Raw genomic sequence first — 19,403 nt, 5'->3', positions numbered from 1 at the left:
GGTCACGCCGCAGATCGACCGCCATCCGGATCGCCCGCTCCCGGAGCTCCTCCGGGTACTTCCTCGGTGCTGCCATGACTCTCATCCTCCGTGGATTGAGAGCCTCTACGAAACCCGGGGCGGTTCACAGGCGTGCCGTCGCGGGCGCGGGCTAGCCTGCCCGGGTGCCACGCCGGCGTCCCTCCCGCACCCCAGCGCCTCGCCAGCCACGCGTGCTACGCCCCGCGCCGCCTGTCTCGGGCCGTAGCCGGGCGGCCCGGGCCGCGTGGCTGGCGCAGGCGCGAGCTGACGCCGGCCGCGCGGCGCCCGAGGTCCTCGGCGACGAGCCGGACGCGTGGCACGATAGTGTTTCAGGCCGCTGACCTGCGCCAACGCAGCACTCTAGCGCGCTAGAAGGGGGGTCGGAATGGCGCCAGGCGACCCCGGCCAGCCCGCCACGCAGATCCTCGTCGCCGGCGACTGGGATCGGGACCTCGCATGGGCTCAGGGCGCACTCGGGACCGCTGCCGACCTGGGAGTCACCAGGCTCGTCCAGGTCGGCGACTTCGGGATCGGTCCCTGGACAGGAGGCGCCGCGCGTTTCGAGGATGAGGTCGAGCGGGTGGCGGCGCAGTGCGCGGTGACCGTCCACGTCGCGCCCGGGAATCACGCGACGATCGCCTCGCTCACACGGCGACCGGATGGGTGGCTCGCGCTACGTGACCACGTCCTGGTCGCTCCTCGTGGGTGCTCCGTACCGGGCTCTCGAACGCGACGGGTATCAGCTCGCGAAGCGCTCCGCGCAACGCCGCGTCTCTGCCGTATTGCAACGGTGACCCAACTCGCGCCCCACCGCCCCATATGCGTACTGGCGCAGGTAGACAGGGACCTCGCCGGCGGCGGGTGGTAGCAGCGTAGGTGAGGAGGTGGGGATTCGGGGCGTGACACGCCGCGCGTGCCGGTCTCCGTGGAGGCGGAACTCCCACCTCGACCTGTGATGTGAGGCTCCGATCGCCCTCCAGCTCGGGCGCTACCGACTCGTAGTTCGCTACGCTCAAGGTGTGTGCAGAACCACTACCAGGCGATAAGATTTTGCACATGGGAGCGTACGACGTCGTGGTGGGCTTGGCTGCCGACGCGCACGGACTCGTCCGCGCCGAGGACGCGACCCGCGAAGGGGTGACTGCAGTCGCCCTCCACCGCCTCGCTCAAGATCAACGGCTGGAACGGATCGCGCACGGGCTGTACCACGTTCGAGCCGTCCCGTTCGACCGCCTCACCCCATACATGGAAGCTGTCCTCTGGGCACGGGGCGTTGGTGTCATCTCCCACGCGTCCGCACTGGAGATGCAGGAGCTGTGCGACATCCTGCCGCGCAGAATCCACCTGACCGTCCCTCGGGCATACAACCCACGCAAGGCGGGTCACGACCAGTACCACGTGCACCGGTTGACCCTCCCGCCAGACGCCATCACCAACTACGAGGGGGTCCCCGTAGTGACAGCCGCAACCGCGATCACACAAGCACTCGCCGACGGCGAAGACCGTGAGCAGCTCCGACTCGCGGTCAGGAACGCCAGCCAGCGCGGACTCCTGCTGCGCCGTGAAGCCGCCCGATTGTGGCCGAGGCTCCGATGACACCGATCGGCGACCGGTACGTCGGCGTACCACCGAAGAACCTCAGCGCGATCGAGCAGCGAGTGCGGAACCTCGCCGCCGACACCGGTACGCCAAGCGCTCGACTTCGCCATCGGCTGGCAGTAGAGGTCCTCGCGGACGCCATCGCCTCCGTAGTGCCGGTGGACGGCGAAGACAAGTTCGCCATCAAGGGCGGGTCCGCCCTGATGCTGCGCCTCGGCATCGACCGGAGCCGCTTCTCGAAAGACCTCGACGCGATGCTCCGCGGCTCGCTCACGGCATTCCTCGACCGACTCCGAGAGTTGGGGCGTACGGGCCACCTCGGCTGGAACTTCACGCTCGTCAGGGAACAGGAGATCGCCCTGCCGGCCTCACCCGTTCGCCCGCGGCGCGTCGCCGTGAAGATGGCATACGGCGGCAAGCCGTATGCCACGGTGACCCTCGAGGTCTCGCCTGAGGAAGCCGGAGCGGCCGACTCCACCGATCTTGTACCCGTGGTCGCGCTCCGCGACGTCGGCTTCGTCACCCAGGCAGAGGGGTTCTTGATCCTCGGCGTGAAGTACCAGGTCGCGCAGAAGCTCCACGCCTGCACCGAACGTCGGTCCGGGTTCAGGAACGACCGTGCACACGACCTTGTGGACATCGCCCTGCTGGCCGAGCTTGTCCGAGCGGACCTCCCAGCCGTGAAGGCTGCTTGCCTGTCGATCTTCGCTACCCGCGCGATGCACTCGTGGCCACCGGTCGTCGAGCCTGAACCCCACTGGCCCGCGCTGTACACCACGGCCGCGAGGGATCTCGAAGGGGTCGTGCCGTCCGACGTCACTGCTGCGGCGGAGCTCGTCAACGCTCTGATTCGGGAGGTCGACGCCGCACCCGACCTGGCCTAGCTGTACTGACCCGAGACGTTGGTCGAGTTTGTGTGATGCGCTGATCTGAGTGATGGCGCGAGGAGGGCCTCCCGCGGTGGAGTGGAACTGCCTAGGTATCCGCTTCGCTCACAGGAGGCCCTCGTGGTCCACGCTAACGCTGCCTTGACGCCCCGGGCCCGGCTGACCGTCGCCCGACTGGTCGTGGATCAGAAGGTCCCGATCGCCGAGGTCGCGGCCCGGTTCCAGTGCTCGTGGCCGACGGTGAAGCGTTGGGCTGATCGGTATGCGGCGGGGCCGTCGATGCAGGACCGCTCCTCACGTCCGCGACGGATGCCGGGCAAGACCGACGCGCTGACCACGCGTCGGATCGTCTCCCTGCGCCTGCGCAGACGCCTGGGGCCGGTGCAGCTGGCAGCGCTGACCGGTGTCGCGCCCTCCACCGCGCACCGAGTCCTGACCCGGTGCCGGCTGAACCGGCTGGCCCATGTCGATAGGGCCACCGGGCAGCCGGTGCGCCGCTACGAGCACGACCGCCCCGGCGCGATGCTGCACGTGGACGTCAAGAAGTTCGGCAACATCCCCGATGGCGGTGGCTGGCGGTTCGTCGGGCGCGCCCAGGGCGATCGGCACCGCTCAGCCACTCCCGACAAGCCCAAGAACGCCCACCACAACCCGAAGATGGGCCACGCGTTCGTGCACACCGTGATCGACGACCACTCCCGCGTCGCCTACGCCGAGGTCCACGACGACGAGACCGCACTGACTGCGACCGGCGTCCTGCGCCGGGCGGTGGCCTGGTTCGCCGCCCGCGGCATCACCACCCAGCGAGTCCTGTCCGACAACGGCTCGCCCTACCGCTCCCACCTCTGGCGCGACGTCTGCGCCGAACTCGCGATCAACCACTCCCGCACCCGGCCCTACCGTCCGCAGACCAACGGCAAGATCGAGCGCTTCCACCGCACCATGGCCGACGGCTGGGGCTACGCCCGCTGCTACACCTCAGAAGCCGAACGACGAGCCGCCCTGGCAGCATGGCTCCACGAGTACAACCACCACCGACCCCACACCGCCTGCGGCAACAAGCCACCAGTCACCCGATTGACCAACCTGCCGGGTCAGTACAGCGCGAACGATGACGGACGTTCGACTACCAGGTCACCCTGTTCCCCGGCTGCCCGACCGCCGTCGTGATCATCTCCCAGGTCGACCCATTCGCTCGGTTCGGCACCCAGGTCCCCTACACCGTCAGCGCACGGTCAGCTTCGGATGGCACCGTGGTAGAAGACGACGGTGCGATGGGGTGGCAGCATCGCGTGAACACGGGTCCGGGTATGGACGAGCCACTGACCGCTGGCACCCAGTTCAGCGTCGACGTCGACCTCGGATCGGACTTCACGACCACACGTGACGCACAAACGCTGTGCTTCTACTCCAGCGACAGCCACCCGCGATCCTCAGACCAGATCTGGGTCAACGGCGTGGCCTACGACCTGGAGCTGGACCGGCAGCTCACGATCTACGGCGGGCGGTACCTGATCGGTTTCACCGGCTCCTGGTACACCTGGGACCGGTCCTGCGACGGCCTGTCCACTCTGCCCGACGGCGCCATTCACGACGGGATCAACCACTTCGCCCTCGAGACCCAAGGACACATCCAGATCGGAGCCGTCTTCATCGAGAGCCGCCCTCACTACACCCCACCAGACCCCGGAGACGGCGGCGGAGGCGGCGGAGGTCCGATCCTCACCTGACACGCCGAGCGGCCGATAGCCTGATACTCGGCCATCGACGACCCACGGAAGGGACGATGACGACACCTGCGAGGCGTGGCGCCCACGCCGCGATCCTGGGCGCGGTGGTGCTCTCTGTGGCGCTACTCCTTGCCGGATGCGGGCTCATCATGGGCGACGACCCGAGACCGTGGACGATGACCGTCACCAACCACACCACCCACGACCTGACCATCAGGCTCGGCGGATCACGCCTTGCGGACGTACCCGCTGGCGACAGCGGAGAGGTCTCCGTCGCTCCCCGAGGAGAGTGCGTGAACACAGACGGCAGCATCAACGCGATCACCGACGACGGTTCGATGGTCGCAGCGCTTGCCGCCTCGCCGAACGGTGAGGTCTGTGAGGGCGACACGTGGGTGGTCGAGCAGTCCGATCTCCTGCCGATCGAGGACACGATCTACGCACCCTCGTCTTGACGCCGGCGCGATCCGAAGCGGACCGGCTCGGGCCGATCGTCTGGCCAGGCTCGCAACCCCGTTGCCGTTGCGCCGCTGGATGACCCCTCCGCCGGGGCTCGACGCGGGCCCTTCGTCGGTCAAGATCCGCCGCCGATGGTCGATCATTCCGGATGGCGCCGCCCACCAAGAGCAGCGCCATTCAACCGGCGTTGTCGGCAGACCAGGGGGCCATGGAAGTGCTCAAGGGCGCCACCCAGCGCGACGCCCGCGAGCGTGCGGAGCGGCGCGTCATCACGGCCGAGTAGGTCTGGGCTGACCCGCTGAGTCGTACCACGGGGATGGCGACCGGTGGTGGGGAGGTCGGCGTGTTGGCGGGCTCAGGCGGGCGTGTGCGAGTGCGACCGATGCGATGCCCGCCGCCGAAGCCACCGGTAGCTCTGAAGGACGCCCTGGTGCACGAGCACACCGAGGCCGGCGTTCGCCACCGCCAGCAGCGCCGCACCGATCAACCCAGGCTCGAGGCCCATCACACCGTCGGCGACCAGCACCGTGACCCAGACCACGGCCGCAAGCGGGAGGGTGAGCCGCCACCAGCGTCCCAAGACCAAGCCGAACGCGATCATCGTCGGGATCACGGTCCTCGCCCTCCCGTCACCGCCAACGTACGCTCGCCCGTTCGCGCGCGACAGGGAGGTACCGACGCGAGCCCACCTGATCCACGTCAGTCGGCGCGATCGCCCATGGTGGTCGTGGCTGGGGACGCGTATCGGTGAGGCCTGGTGCGCACGGCCGCGGTTCCTCCTCGACGCGGCGTCGTGAGACATCGACCTGATTGACACTTCGTCTCACTTGAGACAGAGTGTCAGCCATGACCACTCCTCGCCGCTGGGCTTCCTTGGGCGTCCTCTCCCTGGTCGGCCTCGTCATCGCGCTCGACACCACCGTGCTCAACGTCGCGCTCCCGACGCTCGCGACGGACCTGGATGCGAGCACGTCGCAGCTGCAGTGGTTCGCGGACGCGTACCTGCTGACGCTGGCCGTCCTCCTGCTGCCGGCCGGCCTGCTCGGCGATCGGCTCGGGCTCAAGCCGATGACCGTGGCCGCCCTGGTGGTCTTCGGCGCGGGGTCGATCGCCAGCGCCGCCGCTCCGACCGCAGGCGTGCTGATCGCGGCTCGAGCAGTCATGGGTGCCGGCGCAGCCCTGGCGACTCCCTTGACCTTCTCGTGGCTCGTCGTGCTCTTCGACGAGGACGAACGCCCCCGCGCCCTCGCCGTCCTCGGCGCCGCGTCGTTCATCGGTCTCCCCCTCGGGCCGGTGGTCGCGGGGTACCTCCTGCAGCACTACGCCTGGGGCAGCGTCTTCATGATCAACGTCCCGATCGTCGCCCTCGCACTCGTGGGGGCCGCCACGCTCCTGCCCGGTTCCACTCCCCGCACGTACCGCCGCGCCGACGCGGTCGGGATCGCGCTGTCGGTGGTCGGGCTCACCGGCCTCACCTACGGACTGATCGAGGCGCCGGTCCGCGGCTGGGGCGACCCGCTGAGTCTCGGCAGCTGGCTGGTCGGCGCATCGGTGCTCGCGGCGTTCGTCGCCTGGGAGCTGCGGCACCCCGAGGACGGACTGATGACCATGCGCCTGTGGGCCGACCGGTCGTTCGCGTGGGGCACGGGCGTGCTGAGCGCCGCGACCATGCTCGGCGTGGTGGCGCTCTTCTCCGTGCCGAGCTACCTGCAGGGCGTGCTCGGTGTCGACGCGATGGGATCGAGCCTGCGACTCATCCCACTGATCGGCGGGATCTTCCTCGGCGTGGGGATCAGCGTCCCGCTCTCCCGCAGGTTCTCCTACCGTGCCGCCGCCCAGGTCGGGCTGCTGCTGATCGGCACCGGGTGCCTGCTGGCCACCAGGACGACGATCACCACCGGGTATCGTGAGGCCGCGACCTGGATGATCGTCTTCGGAATCGGGTACGGCGTCGTGATGCTCTCGTGCCAGAACCTCGCGCTCAGCAGCCTGCGCGCGGACAGCGCCGGAGCCGGCGCCGCGACGATCCAGGTCATGCGGCAGACCAGCAGCGTCGTCGGCATCGCGGTGCTCGTCTCGGTGCTGAACTCGGTCTACCGGAGCCAGGTCGACACCGGCACCCTGCCCGACCCTGCGGCCGCCGCTGTCCGGTCGTCCATGCAGGCAGGACTGGCCGTGGCCGAGCAGCTGCAGGACCCGGCGCTGGCCGCCTCGGTCCGATCCGCCTTCCTCTCCGGGATGGCGGCCCAGATGTGGCTGGGCGTCGGCGTCGCGTGCCTGCTCGCGCTCGCCACGGCCGTGTGGATGCCGGCGACGCTCGGTGAAGCCGCTCGCACCGTCGCCCCGTCGACCCCGACCACCGGGGTGCGGCCCGGGCGCGGCGGAGCCTGAGGCCCGGCATGCCAGATCGACGCGAGCCCGGTGCGCAGCCTTCGCTGCGGGAGCGTAAGCGCGCCCGTGCGCGGGCCGACCTGCAACGTGTCGCGATCGACCTGGTCGAGGAGCGCGGCTACGCGGCGGTCTCCGTGGAGGACATCTGCGCCGCCGCCGAGGTCTCCCGGAGCACCTTCTTCCGGTACTACGGCACCAAGGCAGCGGTCTTCGAGGCCGACCTGCCGGCCGAGCAGTTCTGGCCGCTGGTCGAGCACCAGCCCGCCTACTCGCTGGCGGCCCTGCGGTCCCTGATCGCCGAGTCGTACCGCGCGATGGACGACGCCGACTTCGACCAGGAGCGCCGTCGCATCCACCTGCTCCAGACCGTGCCGGAGCTGCGGCCGGGCTTCGCCCAGGAGGCGCTGCGCCCGATGGGCCTCACCCTCGCCTACTGCGCGCGGATCCTTCGCAGCGACCAGGACGACCCTCGGGTGCGGCTGCTCGGCGGGGCGGTGTTCGGCGTCCTGGCAACGATGCAGCTGCCGGACGCCGACGGGACCATCGAGCTCCCCGCCACCAAGGACGCGGCCGCAGCGCGCGTCGAGGCCGCGATCGACGGGCTGATCGCGATGCTCGACCCGAGCGCCACGACGCCCGGCCCGTAGCGGGACGGAACCGGCGTCGACGCGCCGCACGGATCGATCGTGCCTACGGTGACCGGGTGGATCGCGTCGCACGGCCGGTGCTGGCCGTCCCGGTGCTGCTCGCCGCGCTCCTCGCGGCGGCCGGCTGCTCGCCCGCCGGCACCCCGTCGTCGTCGGCCGGCAGTGCGAGCGCGAGCGGCTCCGCCCTGAGCAGCGCCACCCCGAGCCCGGGAACCGCAGGCCCGAGCGGCACCGCCGCGACTCCGACTGCGCCCGAGTCCCCGAGCCCGACACCGACCGGACCGAGCGCGCTCGACTGGCCCTCCTACCACCGCACTCTCGACCGCGCAGGCACCGTGGCCGGTCTGCCCGCCGTGCACGAGCTGACCCCCGCGTGGACCGCAGCGCTCGACGGCGCCGTGTACGGGCAGCCGATCGTCGTCGGCGGGCTGGCGATCGCGGCCACGGAGGCCGACACGGTGTACGGGCTCGACCTGACGACCGGTGCGGTCCGCTGGACGACCCACCTCGGCACGCCGGTGCCCAGGAGCGACCTGCCGTGCGGCAACATCGACCCGCTCGGGATCACCGGGACCCCGGCGTACGACGCGACCACGGGCTCGGTGTTCGTGGTGGCCGAGACCACCGGGGGGCGTCACGACCTGGTCGCGCTCGACGTGCTGACCGGGACGGAGCGCTGGCGCCAGTCGCTCGACGTCACGACGCGCAACCCGCTCGCCGAGCAGCAGCGGGGCGCGCTCGCCGTCGCGAACGGCCGGGTCTACGTGCCCTTCGGAGGGCTCTACGGGGACTGCGGAGACTACGTCGGCTACGTCACCGCGACACCCGTCGGCGGCGGCACCACCACCTCGTACGCCGTCCCGACGAGTCGTGAGGGCGGCATCTGGGCCGCCTCGGGGGTGGCCGTCGACGGCGGTGGCGACGCGTGGGTCGCGGTGGGCAACGGCGCCAGCACCGGCGGGACCTACGACGGCAGCGACTCCGTGCTCCGGCTGGCTCCGGACCTCTCGCAGCGGCTCGACTACTTCGCCCCGGCGTCGTGGGGCTCGCAGAACGCCCGCGACCAAGACCTGGGCAGCACCGGTCCGGTGCTGCTCGGCGGCAACCGGGTCCTGGTCTCCGGGAAGGACGCCGAGGTCTACCTCCTCGACGGTGAGCACCTCGGTGGCGTCGGCGGGCAGCTCGCGACGCTGACCGGCTGCGCCGGGTACGGCGGCATCGCGTGGGACCGCACGGCCGCAGCCGCCTTCGTCCCGTGCCGGGACGGGCTGCTCCGCGTGGACGTCGGGTCGACCACGCTGCAGGGCGGCTGGAAGGCGCCGGCGAACATCGCCGGCTCGCCGGTCGTGGGCCACGGCGCCGTGTGGTCGGTCGACGCCGCCGGCGGGCGGCTCTACGCGCTCGACGAGGTGACCGGCGCCTCGATCACCACGGCCGACGTGGGAACGACGAGCCGGTTCGCGTCGCCCGTCCTGGCCGGTGGGTTCGTCCTGGTCCCCACCCTCGCGGGGGTCAGCGCCGTGGCCGTGGGCTAGGGCGGGCGCCTCACGCCGGCCGGGCGGAGCGCCGGACGAAACCCGTTGACGGGCCGGACCTGGGGTGGTCGACTCCCCCGGTGGATCGCGATGGGCTCGTCCTGGGGATCCGGACCGCGTCGCCGGCCGATCTGCCCGAGCTCCAGCGGGTGTATCGCGCGGCGTCGCTGTCCAACCCGGGTGACGCGCTGATGCTCCTCGCTCGACCGGAGTACCTCGCCTTCACCGGTGACGGGATCGCCGCAGGGCGCACCCGCCTCGCGCACGCCGGACCCGACGAGACGGGCCGGGTCCTCGGGTTCGCCACGGCATCTCCCGTCTCGGAGAGCGAGCTCGAGCTCGACGACCTCTTCGTCGATCCGCCGTTCCAGCGCCGAGGCGTCGCCCGTCGGCTGGTGGTCGACGCAGCTCGGTCGGGCGCAGCGGCCGGCTTCCGGCGGATCCTGGTCACCGCCAACCCGCACGCCAGATCGTTCTACCTGGCCGCCGGCTTCGTCGACGGCCAGGGCGTGACCACGCCGCTCGGCGAGGGGCGCCGCATGCGCCTCGACCTGGCCTGACCGTCGGCGGCGCCTCGGTTCCTGCGGGCTCCGCCGGTCCGGGCTCAGCCCCGGAACGCCCGCACGGCCTCGTCCGCCTTGGCGAGGAACGCCTTCTCGCCGAACGTGTTGAGCTTCATCACAACGCCTTCGCTGCCGCCCGAGGTGACGACCACGACCTCGATCCGGTCGCCGACGGCGAGCGCGCTCACGGACAGGCTCAGCCGGTTGCCGCCCACCATGCTGAAGCGCTCGTAGACCCGCACCGCCATCCGCGCGTCGCCGAGCCGGCGTTCGGCCTTGGCCTCCACCATGGCGGTCGCACTGCCCTGCTCGATCGCGTGATCGAGATGTGCGACGAAACGGTCGAGGTCCCCCGTGATCGTGTAGTCAGCCTGAGCCACGCGCGCACAGTAGCGCCCCGTCCGGCCGTCAACGCCCGGCCTCGGTCCCACCCGGGCCGCCCGCCGTCCGATGGGCATGGCTCACCCTCGGGACGGCGGCGGTGCGATCGCCTGCCGTCCCCGGTCAGAAGATGCGTCGCGCGTAGGACGCGATCGTCTCCAGGCCGCTGGCGAGGAACGCGAGCGCCAGCCAACCGATAACGGGACTCATGAACGAATGATGCCCGCTCCGATGGTGCGACACGCCGGACTTCCGGGTCCGGAATCCTTCCGCGACCTGCGGAAGCACGCGATCGGCCGAGCCAGATGCGGACACAGCGGTCACGCGGCCGGCGCCCTCTCGCCGCTGCCGTCACACGCCTGGTGGGTCAGGCGGTCAGCGCGACCAGGCCCACTCCGAGCGCAGCCGCACCGACACCGGCGACGAGCGTCCCGAGCACACTCGTCGCCGCCGCCCGAAGCTCGCCGACCTGGACCAGCCGGACGGCCTCGACCATCGCCGTCGAGAAGGTGGTGAAGCCACCGCAGAACCCGGTGGTCGCGATCGTGATCCACGGCCCGGCGACGTGGTGGAACACCACCAGGCCGGTCAGGAGACCAAGCAGGAGCGAGCCCACCACGTTGATCGTCATCGTGGCCACCGGCAGGGGCCGGCTGGAGCGAGCGCGGATCAAGCCGTCCACCACGAACCGGGAACCGGCGCCGAGCCCGCCCCCGAGCGCCACGAGCCAGAGCGTCACGTCGCCTCCCTCGCGGTCACGCGCCACCGGTGCAGGCGTGCACCCAGCAGCACCCCCGCCGAGCACGCGACGAGCCCGAGAACCAGGATCGTCGCCGCATAGCCCAGCGCGGTCGCGACCTGCCCGTCCGCGAGCGACCGCTCGACCTCGACCGCGAACGTCGAGTAGGTCGTGAACCCGCCCATCACCCCGGTGCCCAGCGCGAGGCGGACGGTGCGGCCACGACGGCTCTCCGGACCGCGCCGGACGAGAACCTCCAGCAGCAGGCCGAGCAGGAACGCACCGAGCGCGTTCGCGGCGAGCGTGCCCCAGTGCCAACCACCGTCGGCGGGCAGTGCCTGCCCGAGCGCGGCACGCCCCACGGACCCCACCGCACCGCCGGCGACCACCAGCGCGACGAGGCCCGGCGCCAGGTACGGACGCGTGCTCACCGCGCCAACCTACCGAGCGATTGCCTCGACGCAGGTCAGGGGTTACGGTCTGACCGACCGACGAGAGGAGCACGGCCGTGGCGATCGCCCCGACCCAGGTGTGCTCCCTCGCGTGCGCCCGGCGCTGCTGCTGTCTGTAGAGCGCTGGCACTGACCCGTGGCCGTCGGCCACGGCGCCGGCGCTCGTGCCCCAGCCCCGGAATCCATCGGCCCTCCTGGCCGTTGACCACCACGGCGCACCACGCCCCCGCACGCGAAGGATCTGTCCCATGGCACGCATCTACGACGACGTCACCGCTCTGATCGGCAACACCCCGCTCGTCCGGCTCAACCGGCTCTCCGACACCCAGGCGACCGTGGTCGCCAAGCTCGAGTTCTACAACCCCGCCAACTCCGTCAAGGACCGGATCGGCGTCTCGATCATCGACGCCGCCGAGGCGTCCGGCGCGCTGCCGCCCGGCGGCACCGTGGTCGAGGCCACCAGTGGCAACACCGGGATCGCACTGGCCATGGTCGGCGCGGCCCGCGGCTACGACGTGGTGCTCACGATGCCCGAATCGATGTCCAAGGAGCGGCGCGCCCTGCTGCGCGCGTTCGGCGCGGAGCTCGTGCTCACCCCGGCGAGCGAGGGCATGAAGGGCGCTGTCACCCGGGCCGAGCAGATCGCCGCCGAGCGACCCGGCGCCGTCCTGGCCCGCCAGTTCGCCAACGAGGCGAACCCCGCGATCCACCGTCGCACCACGGCCGAGGAGATCTGGGCCGACACCGACGGCGCGGTCGACATCCTGGTGGCCGGGATCGGCACCGGCGGCACGATCACCGGCACCGGGCAGGTGCTCAAGGAGCGCAAGCCCGGCGTGCAGGTGATCGGCGTCGAGCCCGCCGAGTCGCCCATCCTCAACGGCGGCCAGCCCGGCCCGCACAAGATCCAGGGCATCGGCGCGAACTTCGTCCCGGAGATCCTCGACACCACGGTCTACGACGAGATCATCGACGTCGACGCCGAGACCGCCGCCGAGGTCGCCCGCCGCACCGCTCGGGACGAGGGACTGCTGGTCGGGTTCTCCTCCGGCGCCGCGATCCACGCCGCGCACCTGGTGGCGCAGCGCCCCGAGAACGCGGGCAAGCTGATCGTCGTGATCGTGCCGTCGTTCGGCGAGCGCTACCTGTCCACGGCCCTCTACGCCGACCTGATGGACTGACGGTGAGACATTTCCTGGCTGTGCTCCGCGAGGATCTCCAGGCCGCACGGGACCGCGACCCCGCGGCCCGTACGGCACTGGAGGTCGCGCTCGCCTACCCGGGCGTGCACGCGATCTGGGGCTACCGGATCGCCCACCGCATGTGGCGCGAGCCGGGGCTCCGGCTGCCGGCCCGGCTGCTGTCCCAGATCATCCGCTCGATCACCGGGATCGAGATCCACCCCGGTGCCCAGCTGGGCCGCCGGCTCTTCATGGACCACGGCATGGGCATCGTGATCGGTGAGACCGCCATGGTGGGCGACGACGTCGTGATGTTCCACGGCGCGACGCTCGGCGGGGTCTCGATGAACAAGGGCAAGCGGCACCCGACGCTCGGCGACGGGGTCGTGGTGGGCTCGGGCGCGCGCGTGCTCGGGCCGATCTGGGTCGGCGACGGCGCGAAGATCGGCGCGAACGCCGTCGTGGTCAAGGACGTGCCGGCCGGCGCGACCGCGGTCGGTGTGCCCGCGGTGATCCGGCGGCACGAGCGGCCGGCCGGCGCGGTGCGGGACGACGTGCACGAGCCGGCGCTCGAGCTGGACCCGGCGATCTGGATCTGAGTCAGTCCTCCGGCCACCACAGGGCTCGGCGCAGCACGACCCGTGCGTCGTCCGGGTCGGCCGGCTCGGTGAGCGGGCAGCCCTCGCCGCGCAACCGGGCCAGGGCGTCCGAGCGGTAGGGCCGTGGCGGCTGACCGGACGCGTTGACGACCCGCCACCAGGGCACCCCCGAGCCCGCCCGGGCGAGCACCGTGCCGACCTGGCGCGGGCCGCCGATGCCCAGGCGGTCGCGGAGCACCTCGGCGATCGAGCCGTAGGTCGCCGCCCGGCCGGGCGGGATCTCGGCGACCAGGTCGAGCACGGCCTCGAGGTAGTCGTCGGCCCCGGGTGGGGGTCCGATCTCGGGCTCGGCGCCGTGCACGGCGCCGCCGCGCCGCGACCGACTCCCGGGCTCAGACCCGCTGGACGAGGATGAGCCCACGGTCGTCCCCCTCACCGGCCTTGAGCTCGGCGAGCACCTCCTCGGCGCCGCCCTTGCCGGTCGCGACGAGTCGCTCGACGACGCCCATCAGCCGGTCGATGCCGAGGTCGAGGTCTCGCCCGGCGTCCTCGACCAGACCGTCGGTGTACAGCAGGAGCGTGTCGCCGTACGCGAGCCGACCCTCGTGGGCGACGTAGGTCGGTGCCCCCACCACACCGAGCGCGGGTCCACCGGTGCTCCGGATCACCTCGAGTCGTCCCTCCCCCGCGTGATGGTGGATGGGCGGCGGGTGGCCTGCTGCGGCGACCTGGTACACGCCGGTCTCGAGGTGCACCGCCAGGTGCACAGCGGTCGCGAAACCCTCGGGCCAGCGCTGCTCGAGCAGGTACGCGTTCGCGGCGGGCAGGAACTGCGGTGGCGGCATCGCGCCCAGCAGGCCGCCGAACGCACCGGACAGCAGCAGCGAGCGCACACCCGCCTCCTGCCCCTTGCCGGAGACGTCGACCAGCACGATCTCGAGCACCGGGCCGCCAGCACCGCGAGCGGCGACCACGAAGTCGCCGGAGAAACCCTCGCCGTTCGCGGAGCGCACGACGGACTCGACCCGCCAGCCCTCGGGCAGCGCGGGGATCCTGCCGTGCGCCGCGATCCGGTCCCGCAGGTCCACGAGCATGAGCTGGCTCGGCGCACCCTGGAGCCCGAGCAGCTCGCGGCTGCGCACGAACAGCAGCCCGATCACCAGCGCGACGCCCTGCACGACGACGACCCCGGGGGTGAACTCGACCCAGTCGCCGCTGGCGAGCACCACCGTCTCGATGATCATCGCCACCGCGAGCGCGACCATCGCGGCCCGGCGCAGCACGAGCACCCCGCCGAGCAGGACCAGGAGCATCGCCGCCGGCGGGATCCAGTCCGGCAGCAGCATCATCCCGGCAGCGACCATCAGGGATGCCAGGATCAGCCAGGCGGCCAGGGCCGGTTGGCTGACGAATCTGCCGCGCGCCTCGCCAAGGGTGAAGCCCGCGCGCACCGCAAGGTTGCGTCGCAGACGCCCCATGGCGCCCCCGGCGTGAGCCCGCGGCCGCGGTGCGGTCACGCTCACGCCGGGCAGGCTACCGGGCCGCGCCCACGTCCCGCAGCGCCCGCACCGGCGAGCACGAAAACCCCGTGCCATCCGGCCGGGCCTCGGGCCACGATGACCGACATGACGCCGCTGCCGGACGGCTACACCGCCGTCGACCTCACCGCCGACCACCACCGCGAGCTCCTCACGATCGACGCATGGGCCTTCCCCGACTCGATCGACCTCGACAAGGTCGCCGAGTGGCCGTTGCCGATCGTCTGGGAGCGGGCACGCGGCGTGCGCGCCGCCGACGGCGAGCTCGTCGCCGTTCACGCGTCCTACCCGTACACCGGCTTCCCGGTCCCCGGTGCGCGAACCCCGGTCGCCGGGCTGACCTGGGTCGGGGTGCACCCCGGGCACCGACGCCGCGGGCTGCTCAGCTCGATGATCGAGGACCACATGACGCGGTCGCTGGACCGCGGCGAGGCCGTGTCCGCGCTGTACGCGGCCGAGCTCGCGATCTACGGCCGGTTCGGCTACGGGCACGCGGCGCGAAGCCTACGGCTGACGGTCCCGCGCGGAGCCGCGCTGCGCGACGTCCCCGGTGCGGACCAGGTCCGCATCCGTCTGGTCTCGGCCGACGCCGACGCGCACGGCGCACTCGTCGCCGAGCTGCACGATGCGGTCGACCGGCCCGGGTGGGCGCCGCGGTCCAGTGCCGAGCAGCGCGCCGCCTTCCTGCACGACCCGCCGGAGTGGCGCCGCGGCGCCGAGCCGCTGCGGATCGCGATCGCCGAGCGGGACGGCACTGCGGTGGGCTACGCGATGCTGCGCCGCAAGATGGACTGGAGGCCCGAGGGCCCGCGCGGCGTGGTCCGGGTCGGCGAGGTCGTGGTCAAGGACGCCGCGGCGGCCCGTGCGCTGTGGGGGGTGCTGCTCGACCTCGACCTGATGGCCACCGTCGAGGTGGGCAACCTCGCCGTGGACGACCCGCTCGTGCACCTGCTCGTCGACTCGCGTGCGGCGCAGCCGCAGCTGCGCGACGACCTGTGGATCCGGATCCTCGACCTGCCGGTCGCGCTCGCCGCGCGCCGCTACCAGGCGCCGGTCGACGTCGTGCTCGAGGTCACCGACACCCGCCTGCCGGCCAACGCGGGCCGGTGGCGGCTGGTCGGCGGCCCGGACGGCGCCGAGGTCACCCGGACCGGCGACGCACCGGATCTCGCGCTCGACGTGCGCGAGCTGGGGGCGGCCTACCTCGGCGGTGTCTCGCTGGAGGGTCTGGCCGCCGCCGGGCTCGTCACCGAGCACGTGCCCGGCTCGGCCCGGGCCGCAGCGATCGCGTTCGGGTGGCCGGTCGCCCCGGTGAGCAGCTGGATCTGGTGACGGGGCCGGGTCTCTGACTCGGCGACGGGATCGGGATCCGACGAGATCGGGATCCGACGCGACAGCGCGAGCCGGTGACCGGGCGCAGCGCGGCAGGCCCGTGGACGGGTCAGCCGCGCTGCGCCTCGTACGCGGCGAGCAGGTCGATCCGGCGCTGGTGGCGCACGTCACCGCTGAACGGCTCGGCGAGGAACGCCTCGACCAGCGCGATCGCCTCGTCCACGGAGTGCTGACGCGCACCGATCGACACCACGTTGGCGTCGTTGTGCGCGCGGCACAGGCGCGCGGTGTCCTCGTTCCAGGCGAGCGCGGCGCGCACCCCGGCGACCTTGTTCGCCGCGATCTGCTCCCCGTTGCCCGAACCTCCGATGACGACGCCGAGGCTGCCGGGGTCCGCGACCACGGCCTCGCCCGCCGCGAAGCAGACCGGCGGGTAGTCGTCCAGGGCGTCGTACGTCTCGGCGCCGTGGTCGGTCACGTCGTGGCCGGCGGCCACGAGGTGCTCGACGAGCGCGGCCTTGAGCTCGAACCCGGCGTGGTCGGCGGCGATGTGGATGCGCATGCGCCCATCCTGCCGCACCGCGCGCACGACGCAGGCACCCGCCTCGCCTAGCCTGGGGCCCATGATCTCCGGCATCGACACCGCGTCCTTCGACCCCGACGTCCGTCCCGCGGACGACCTGTTCCGGTACGTCAACGGGCCATGGCTCGCCACCCACGAGATCCCCGCGGACCGGGCCTCCGACGGCGGCTTCCGCGCACTGCACGACCAGGCCGAGGAGCAGGTGCGGGAGATCATCACCGAGCTCGGTGCCCAGGCGGCGAACGAGGACGACACACCCGCAGACCCGAACGCGGCGCGGATCGGTGCGATGTACGCGAGCTTCATGGACACCGACACGGTGGAACGGCTCGGGCTGGCCCCGATCCACGAGGAGCTCGCGGCGATCGACGCCGCCGAGGACCACGCCACGCTCGCCGCGGTGCTCGGGGCGCTGCAGTCCACGGGTGGCGCCGACGCGACCGGGTTCTACGTCGACAACGACGCCGCCGATCCCGAGCGCTACGTCGTGCACCTGTACCAGTCCGGGCTCGGCCTGCCGGACGAGGCCTACTACCGCGAGGAGCAGTACGCGGCGATCCGGGAGGCCTACACGCCGCACGTCGCACGGATGCTCGCGCTGAGCGGTCTCGCGGCGGACCGGGCCGGCGCCGCGGCCGAGCAGGTCGTCGCCTTCGAGACCGCCCTCGCCGCGCACCACTGGGACGTGGTCGCCGACCGCGACGCCGAGCGCACGCACAACCCGATGTCGTTCACCGCGGTGGCCGAGCTCGCGCCGGGCTTCGCGTGGTCCTGCTGGCGTGCCACGCTCAACGCGCCGGACGGCTCGATGGACGACCTGGTCGTGCGCGAGCCGAGCTTCCTGGCCGGGTTGAGCGAGGTCTGGGGCGGCGCCGACGTCGAGACGATCAAGGCCTGGCTGCGCTACCACCTGATCAGCGCACGCGCCCCGTACCTGCACGACGACGTGGTCCAGGCGAACTTCGACTTCTACGGCCGCACCCTCACCGGGGCGCAGCAGGTCCGGGACCGCTGGCGACGCGGCGTGATGCTGGTCGAGCGCACGCTCGGCGAGGCGGTCGGCCAGGTCTACGTGGCCCGGCACTTCCCGCCCGCGCACAAGCAGCGGATGGTCGAGCTCGTCGGGCACCTGGTCGAGGCCTACCGGGAGTCGATCTCCACGCTCACCTGGATGGGCCCGGAGACCCGCGAGCGCGCGCTGGCGAAGCTGGACGCCTTCACCCCGAAGATCGGCTACCCCGACACGTGGAAGACCTTCGACGGCCTCGAGGTCGAGGCGGACGACCTGCTCGGCAACGTTCGGCGGTCCGCCGCCTACGAGCAGCGTCGCGAGCTGACGAAGATCGGCAGGCCGCTGGACCGCGACGAGTGGTTCCTCACACCGCAGACCGTGAACGCCTACTACAACCCCGGGATGAACGAGATCGTCTTCCCGGCCGCGATCCTGCAGCCACCGTTCTTCGACGCGGACGCCGAGGACGCGGTGAACTTCGGCGGGATCGGCGCGGTGATCGGCCACGAGATCGGGCACGGCTTCGACGACCAGGGCTCGAAGTACGACGGCGACGGCCGGCTGCACAACTGGTGGACCGAGTCCGACCGCACCGAGTTCGAGGCCCGCACCTCGGCCCTGATCGACCAGTACTCGGCGTTCTCCCCCGTGCAGCTGGACGGGTCGCACCACGTGAACGGTGCGCTGACGATCGGCGAGAACATCGGCGACCTCGGCGGCCTGTCGATCGCGCTCAAGGCGTATCGCCTCGCGCTCGGTGGCCCGCTGGACTCCGCGCCCGTGCTCGACGGGTGGACCGGTACCCAGCGCGTCCTGCTCTCCTGGGGCCGGATCTGGCAGGAGAAGCGCCGCGACGAGGCGATGGTCCAGCAGATCGCGGTCGACCCGCACTCGCCGGCCGAGTTCCGCTGCAACGGCGTGGCCCGCAACGTCGACGCGTTCTACCAGGCGTTCGACGTGCAGCCCACCGACGCGCTGTGGCTCGAGCCGGACCAGCGGGTCAGCATCTGGTGACCGGCCGGGCGCCCACCGGTGTGTCCGGCCGGGCGCCCGGACTGCACAGCCGACGCCCCGGTCAGAAGAACCGGTAGCCCGCGCGGGCGACCGAGAAGCCCGACCCGGTCGGGTTGTGCCGGCAGGTCGCGCCGTTCGTCGAGGAGTGGCAGGTCATCTCCCCGACCGTGCTCGCCTGGCCGTACTCCAGCGTCGGTGCGCCGTCCGGCACGGCGGGCGGGTCCCCGACGACGCACGCCATCTCGGGCTCCTGGCCGGCCGTGACGGTCAGCACGTTGCCGACCGTGCCGTCGCACCCGGCCGGGACGTCCGGCGGTGTGAACGTGAAGCTCAGGATCGTGCAGGTGGCCGAGGTGTCGGTCATCTCGCACCAGATGTTGCCGCTGGGCAGCACGAAGGTGTGGATCTCCGAGGCGTCGGTCGGCTCGGCGGGCACCGACTCGTCGGGCGTCGTCTCCGGCGCCGCGGTCGACGTGGTCTCGGACGCCGCCGGCTCGCCCGAGCCGGAGAACGGCCGCAGCAGCACGACCAGCAGCAGGAAGGTGACGACCAGGATCACGTCCACGACGACGAACGTGGTCATCGCAGGGCCGAGCCCGGTGCCACCACGGTCAGCGTCGTCCATCGTCCCTCCGTCCGCACGGCATCGTACGGGGCCGGGCCGGGGGGGCCCCCCCGGGGGGGGGGGGGGGGGGGCGCCGGCCCGGGGCGGGGGGCGGGGGGGGGGGGGGGCGGTGGGG

At 72.1% G+C, this 19,403-nt stretch carries 22 protein-coding genes; 14 read left to right on the top strand and 8 right to left on the bottom strand.

The annotated features are described in order from the left end of the window. Positions 1-1,077 precede the first annotated feature (1,077 nt). The 6 genes from OEB99_RS18285 to OEB99_RS18260 all read left to right on the top strand — a co-directional run bounded on the left by OEB99_RS18285 (position 1,078) and on the right by OEB99_RS18260 (position 4,979). Complete coding sequence (locus OEB99_RS18285) at positions 1,078-1,617, top strand: type IV toxin-antitoxin system AbiEi family antitoxin domain-containing protein (RefSeq protein ID WP_263578732.1); 540 nt, start codon at positions 1,078-1,080, stop codon at positions 1,615-1,617. Beyond that, positions 1,614-2,504 (top strand): nucleotidyl transferase AbiEii/AbiGii toxin family protein, encoded by an 891-nt coding sequence (locus tag OEB99_RS18280; RefSeq protein WP_263578731.1) that lies wholly within the window; start codon positions 1,614-1,616, stop codon positions 2,502-2,504. Before OEB99_RS18285 ends, OEB99_RS18280 begins: the two co-directional genes overlap by 4 nt. A 123-nt stretch (positions 2,505-2,627) precedes the next feature. Then, positions 2,628-3,677, top strand: a complete 1,050-nt coding sequence (locus OEB99_RS18275) for an IS481 family transposase (RefSeq protein WP_263578730.1) — start codon at positions 2,628-2,630, stop codon at positions 3,675-3,677. Then, positions 3,674-4,237, top strand: coding sequence for a hypothetical protein (locus tag OEB99_RS18270; RefSeq protein WP_263578729.1), 564 nt, complete (start codon positions 3,674-3,676; stop codon positions 4,235-4,237). The genes OEB99_RS18275 and OEB99_RS18270 overlap by 4 nt, the downstream gene beginning before the upstream one ends. Positions 4,238-4,293: 56 nt before the next feature. Beyond that, the gene (locus tag OEB99_RS18265) at positions 4,294-4,692 is read left to right on the top strand and encodes a hypothetical protein (protein WP_263578728.1); all 399 of its coding nucleotides are present in this window, start codon (positions 4,294-4,296) and stop codon (positions 4,690-4,692) included. 152 nt (positions 4,693-4,844) lie between these two features. After that, positions 4,845-4,979 (top strand): hypothetical protein, encoded by a 135-nt coding sequence (locus tag OEB99_RS18260; RefSeq protein ID WP_263578727.1) that lies wholly within the window; start codon positions 4,845-4,847, stop codon positions 4,977-4,979. Between the two features lie 72 nt (positions 4,980-5,051). On the opposite strand, the gene OEB99_RS18255 is transcribed toward OEB99_RS18260, so the two are convergent. Then, positions 5,052-5,309: a hypothetical protein gene (locus tag OEB99_RS18255; protein WP_263578726.1), complete on the bottom strand. Its 258-nt coding sequence runs from the start codon at positions 5,307-5,309 to the stop codon at positions 5,052-5,054. Positions 5,310-5,542: 233 nt separating this feature from the next. Between OEB99_RS18255 and OEB99_RS18250 the strand changes: the two genes are divergently transcribed. The 4 genes from OEB99_RS18250 to OEB99_RS18235 all read left to right on the top strand — a co-directional run bounded on the left by OEB99_RS18250 (position 5,543) and on the right by OEB99_RS18235 (position 9,829). Further along, positions 5,543-7,087, top strand: coding sequence for an MFS transporter (locus OEB99_RS18250; protein ID WP_263578725.1), 1,545 nt, complete (start codon positions 5,543-5,545; stop codon positions 7,085-7,087). Between the two features lie 8 nt (positions 7,088-7,095). Then, on the top strand, positions 7,096-7,734 hold the full coding sequence (locus OEB99_RS18245) for a TetR family transcriptional regulator (protein WP_263578724.1): 639 nt from the start codon (positions 7,096-7,098) through the stop codon (positions 7,732-7,734). A gap of 56 nt (positions 7,735-7,790) precedes the next feature. Next, entirely contained in the window at positions 7,791-9,269 is a 1,479-nt protein-coding gene (locus tag OEB99_RS18240; protein WP_263578723.1) for an outer membrane protein assembly factor BamB family protein, read from the top strand. A gap of 80 nt (positions 9,270-9,349) precedes the next feature. Then, positions 9,350-9,829 (top strand): GNAT family N-acetyltransferase, encoded by a 480-nt coding sequence (locus tag OEB99_RS18235; protein WP_263578722.1) that lies wholly within the window; start codon positions 9,350-9,352, stop codon positions 9,827-9,829. 44 nt (positions 9,830-9,873) lie between these two features. Here the strand turns inward: OEB99_RS18235 and OEB99_RS18230 are convergent, their stop codons facing one another. The 3 genes from OEB99_RS18230 to OEB99_RS18220 all read right to left on the bottom strand — a co-directional run bounded on the left by OEB99_RS18230 (position 9,874) and on the right by OEB99_RS18220 (position 11,383). Further along, complete coding sequence (locus OEB99_RS18230; RefSeq protein ID WP_263578721.1) at positions 9,874-10,212, bottom strand: DUF6054 family protein; 339 nt, start codon at positions 10,210-10,212, stop codon at positions 9,874-9,876. 368 nt (positions 10,213-10,580) lie between these two features. Further along, on the bottom strand, positions 10,581-10,952 hold the full coding sequence (locus tag OEB99_RS18225; RefSeq protein WP_263578720.1) for a fluoride efflux transporter FluC: 372 nt from the start codon (positions 10,950-10,952) through the stop codon (positions 10,581-10,583). After that, entirely contained in the window at positions 10,949-11,383 is a 435-nt protein-coding gene (locus tag OEB99_RS18220; protein ID WP_263578719.1) for a fluoride efflux transporter FluC, read from the bottom strand. The genes OEB99_RS18225 and OEB99_RS18220 overlap by 4 nt, the downstream gene beginning before the upstream one ends. A gap of 269 nt (positions 11,384-11,652) precedes the next feature. On the opposite strand from OEB99_RS18220, the gene cysK reads away from it, so the two are divergent. Continuing rightward, positions 11,653-12,585: a cysteine synthase A gene (cysK, locus tag OEB99_RS18215; protein WP_263578718.1), complete on the top strand. Its 933-nt coding sequence runs from the start codon at positions 11,653-11,655 to the stop codon at positions 12,583-12,585. Between the two features lie 2 nt (positions 12,586-12,587). Next, a complete protein-coding gene (cysE, locus tag OEB99_RS18210; protein ID WP_318011438.1) occupies positions 12,588-13,184 on the top strand; it encodes a serine O-acetyltransferase in 597 nt (198 codons plus the stop codon). Position 13,185: 1 nt separating this feature from the next. Here the strand turns inward: cysE and OEB99_RS18205 are convergent, their stop codons facing one another. Both OEB99_RS18205 and OEB99_RS18200 read right to left on the bottom strand, forming a co-directional pair. Next, positions 13,186-13,545 carry an MGMT family protein gene (locus OEB99_RS18205; RefSeq protein WP_263578717.1) on the bottom strand — a complete coding sequence of 120 codons (360 nt, stop codon included), beginning with the start codon at positions 13,543-13,545 and terminating at the stop codon, positions 13,186-13,188. A 31-nt stretch (positions 13,546-13,576) separates the two neighbouring features. Then, complete coding sequence (locus tag OEB99_RS18200) at positions 13,577-14,707, bottom strand: PP2C family protein-serine/threonine phosphatase (protein ID WP_263578716.1); 1,131 nt, start codon at positions 14,705-14,707, stop codon at positions 13,577-13,579. A gap of 102 nt (positions 14,708-14,809) precedes the next feature. Here OEB99_RS18200 and OEB99_RS18195 point away from each other — a divergent pair, with 102 nt between their 5' ends. After that, positions 14,810-16,054 (top strand): GNAT family N-acetyltransferase, encoded by a 1,245-nt coding sequence (locus OEB99_RS18195; protein ID WP_263578715.1) that lies wholly within the window; start codon positions 14,810-14,812, stop codon positions 16,052-16,054. 109 nt (positions 16,055-16,163) lie between these two features. Here OEB99_RS18195 and OEB99_RS18190 read toward each other — a convergent pair whose 3' ends face one another. Continuing rightward, positions 16,164-16,616 carry a ribose-5-phosphate isomerase gene (locus tag OEB99_RS18190; RefSeq protein WP_263578714.1) on the bottom strand — a complete coding sequence of 151 codons (453 nt, stop codon included), beginning with the start codon at positions 16,614-16,616 and terminating at the stop codon, positions 16,164-16,166. Positions 16,617-16,677: 61 nt separating this feature from the next. Here OEB99_RS18190 and OEB99_RS18185 point away from each other — a divergent pair, with 61 nt between their 5' ends. Next, a complete protein-coding gene (locus OEB99_RS18185) occupies positions 16,678-18,663 on the top strand; it encodes a M13 family metallopeptidase (protein ID WP_263578713.1) in 1,986 nt (661 codons plus the stop codon). Between the two features lie 61 nt (positions 18,664-18,724). Here the strand turns inward: OEB99_RS18185 and OEB99_RS18180 are convergent, their stop codons facing one another. Further along, positions 18,725-19,288, bottom strand: a complete 564-nt coding sequence (locus OEB99_RS18180; protein ID WP_263578712.1) for a hypothetical protein — start codon at positions 19,286-19,288, stop codon at positions 18,725-18,727. Positions 19,289-19,403 lie beyond the last annotated feature (115 nt).

Origin of the sequence: Actinotalea endophytica, from assembly GCF_025717005.1 — a bacterium.
Lineage (GTDB): Bacteria > Actinomycetota > Actinomycetes > Actinomycetales > Cellulomonadaceae > Actinotalea.
Note: the sequence above shows the minus strand (reverse complement) of the source record. Positions and strands in the feature narration are given on the sequence as shown.

Coding starts and splice junctions, on each gene's coding strand:
- OEB99_RS18260 (WP_263578727.1), top strand. CDS start 4,845: ATGGCGCCGCCCACCAAGAGCAGCGCCATTCAACCGGCGTTGTCGGCA.
- OEB99_RS18190 (WP_263578714.1), bottom strand. CDS start 16,616: ATGCGCATCCACATCGCCGCCGACCACGCCGGGTTCGAGCTCAAGGCC.
- OEB99_RS18245 (WP_263578724.1), top strand. CDS start 7,096: ATGCCAGATCGACGCGAGCCCGGTGCGCAGCCTTCGCTGCGGGAGCGT.
- OEB99_RS18195 (WP_263578715.1), top strand. CDS start 14,810: ATGACGCCGCTGCCGGACGGCTACACCGCCGTCGACCTCACCGCCGAC.
- OEB99_RS18280 (WP_263578731.1), top strand. CDS start 1,614: ATGACACCGATCGGCGACCGGTACGTCGGCGTACCACCGAAGAACCTC.
- OEB99_RS18285 (WP_263578732.1), top strand. CDS start 1,078: ATGGGAGCGTACGACGTCGTGGTGGGCTTGGCTGCCGACGCGCACGGA.
- OEB99_RS18180 (WP_263578712.1), bottom strand. CDS start 19,288: ATGGACGACGCTGACCGTGGTGGCACCGGGCTCGGCCCTGCGATGACC.
- OEB99_RS18185 (WP_263578713.1), top strand. CDS start 16,678: ATGATCTCCGGCATCGACACCGCGTCCTTCGACCCCGACGTCCGTCCC.
- OEB99_RS18250 (WP_263578725.1), top strand. CDS start 5,543: ATGACCACTCCTCGCCGCTGGGCTTCCTTGGGCGTCCTCTCCCTGGTC.
- OEB99_RS18265 (WP_263578728.1), top strand. CDS start 4,294: ATGACGACACCTGCGAGGCGTGGCGCCCACGCCGCGATCCTGGGCGCG.
- cysK (WP_263578718.1), top strand. CDS start 11,653: ATGGCACGCATCTACGACGACGTCACCGCTCTGATCGGCAACACCCCG.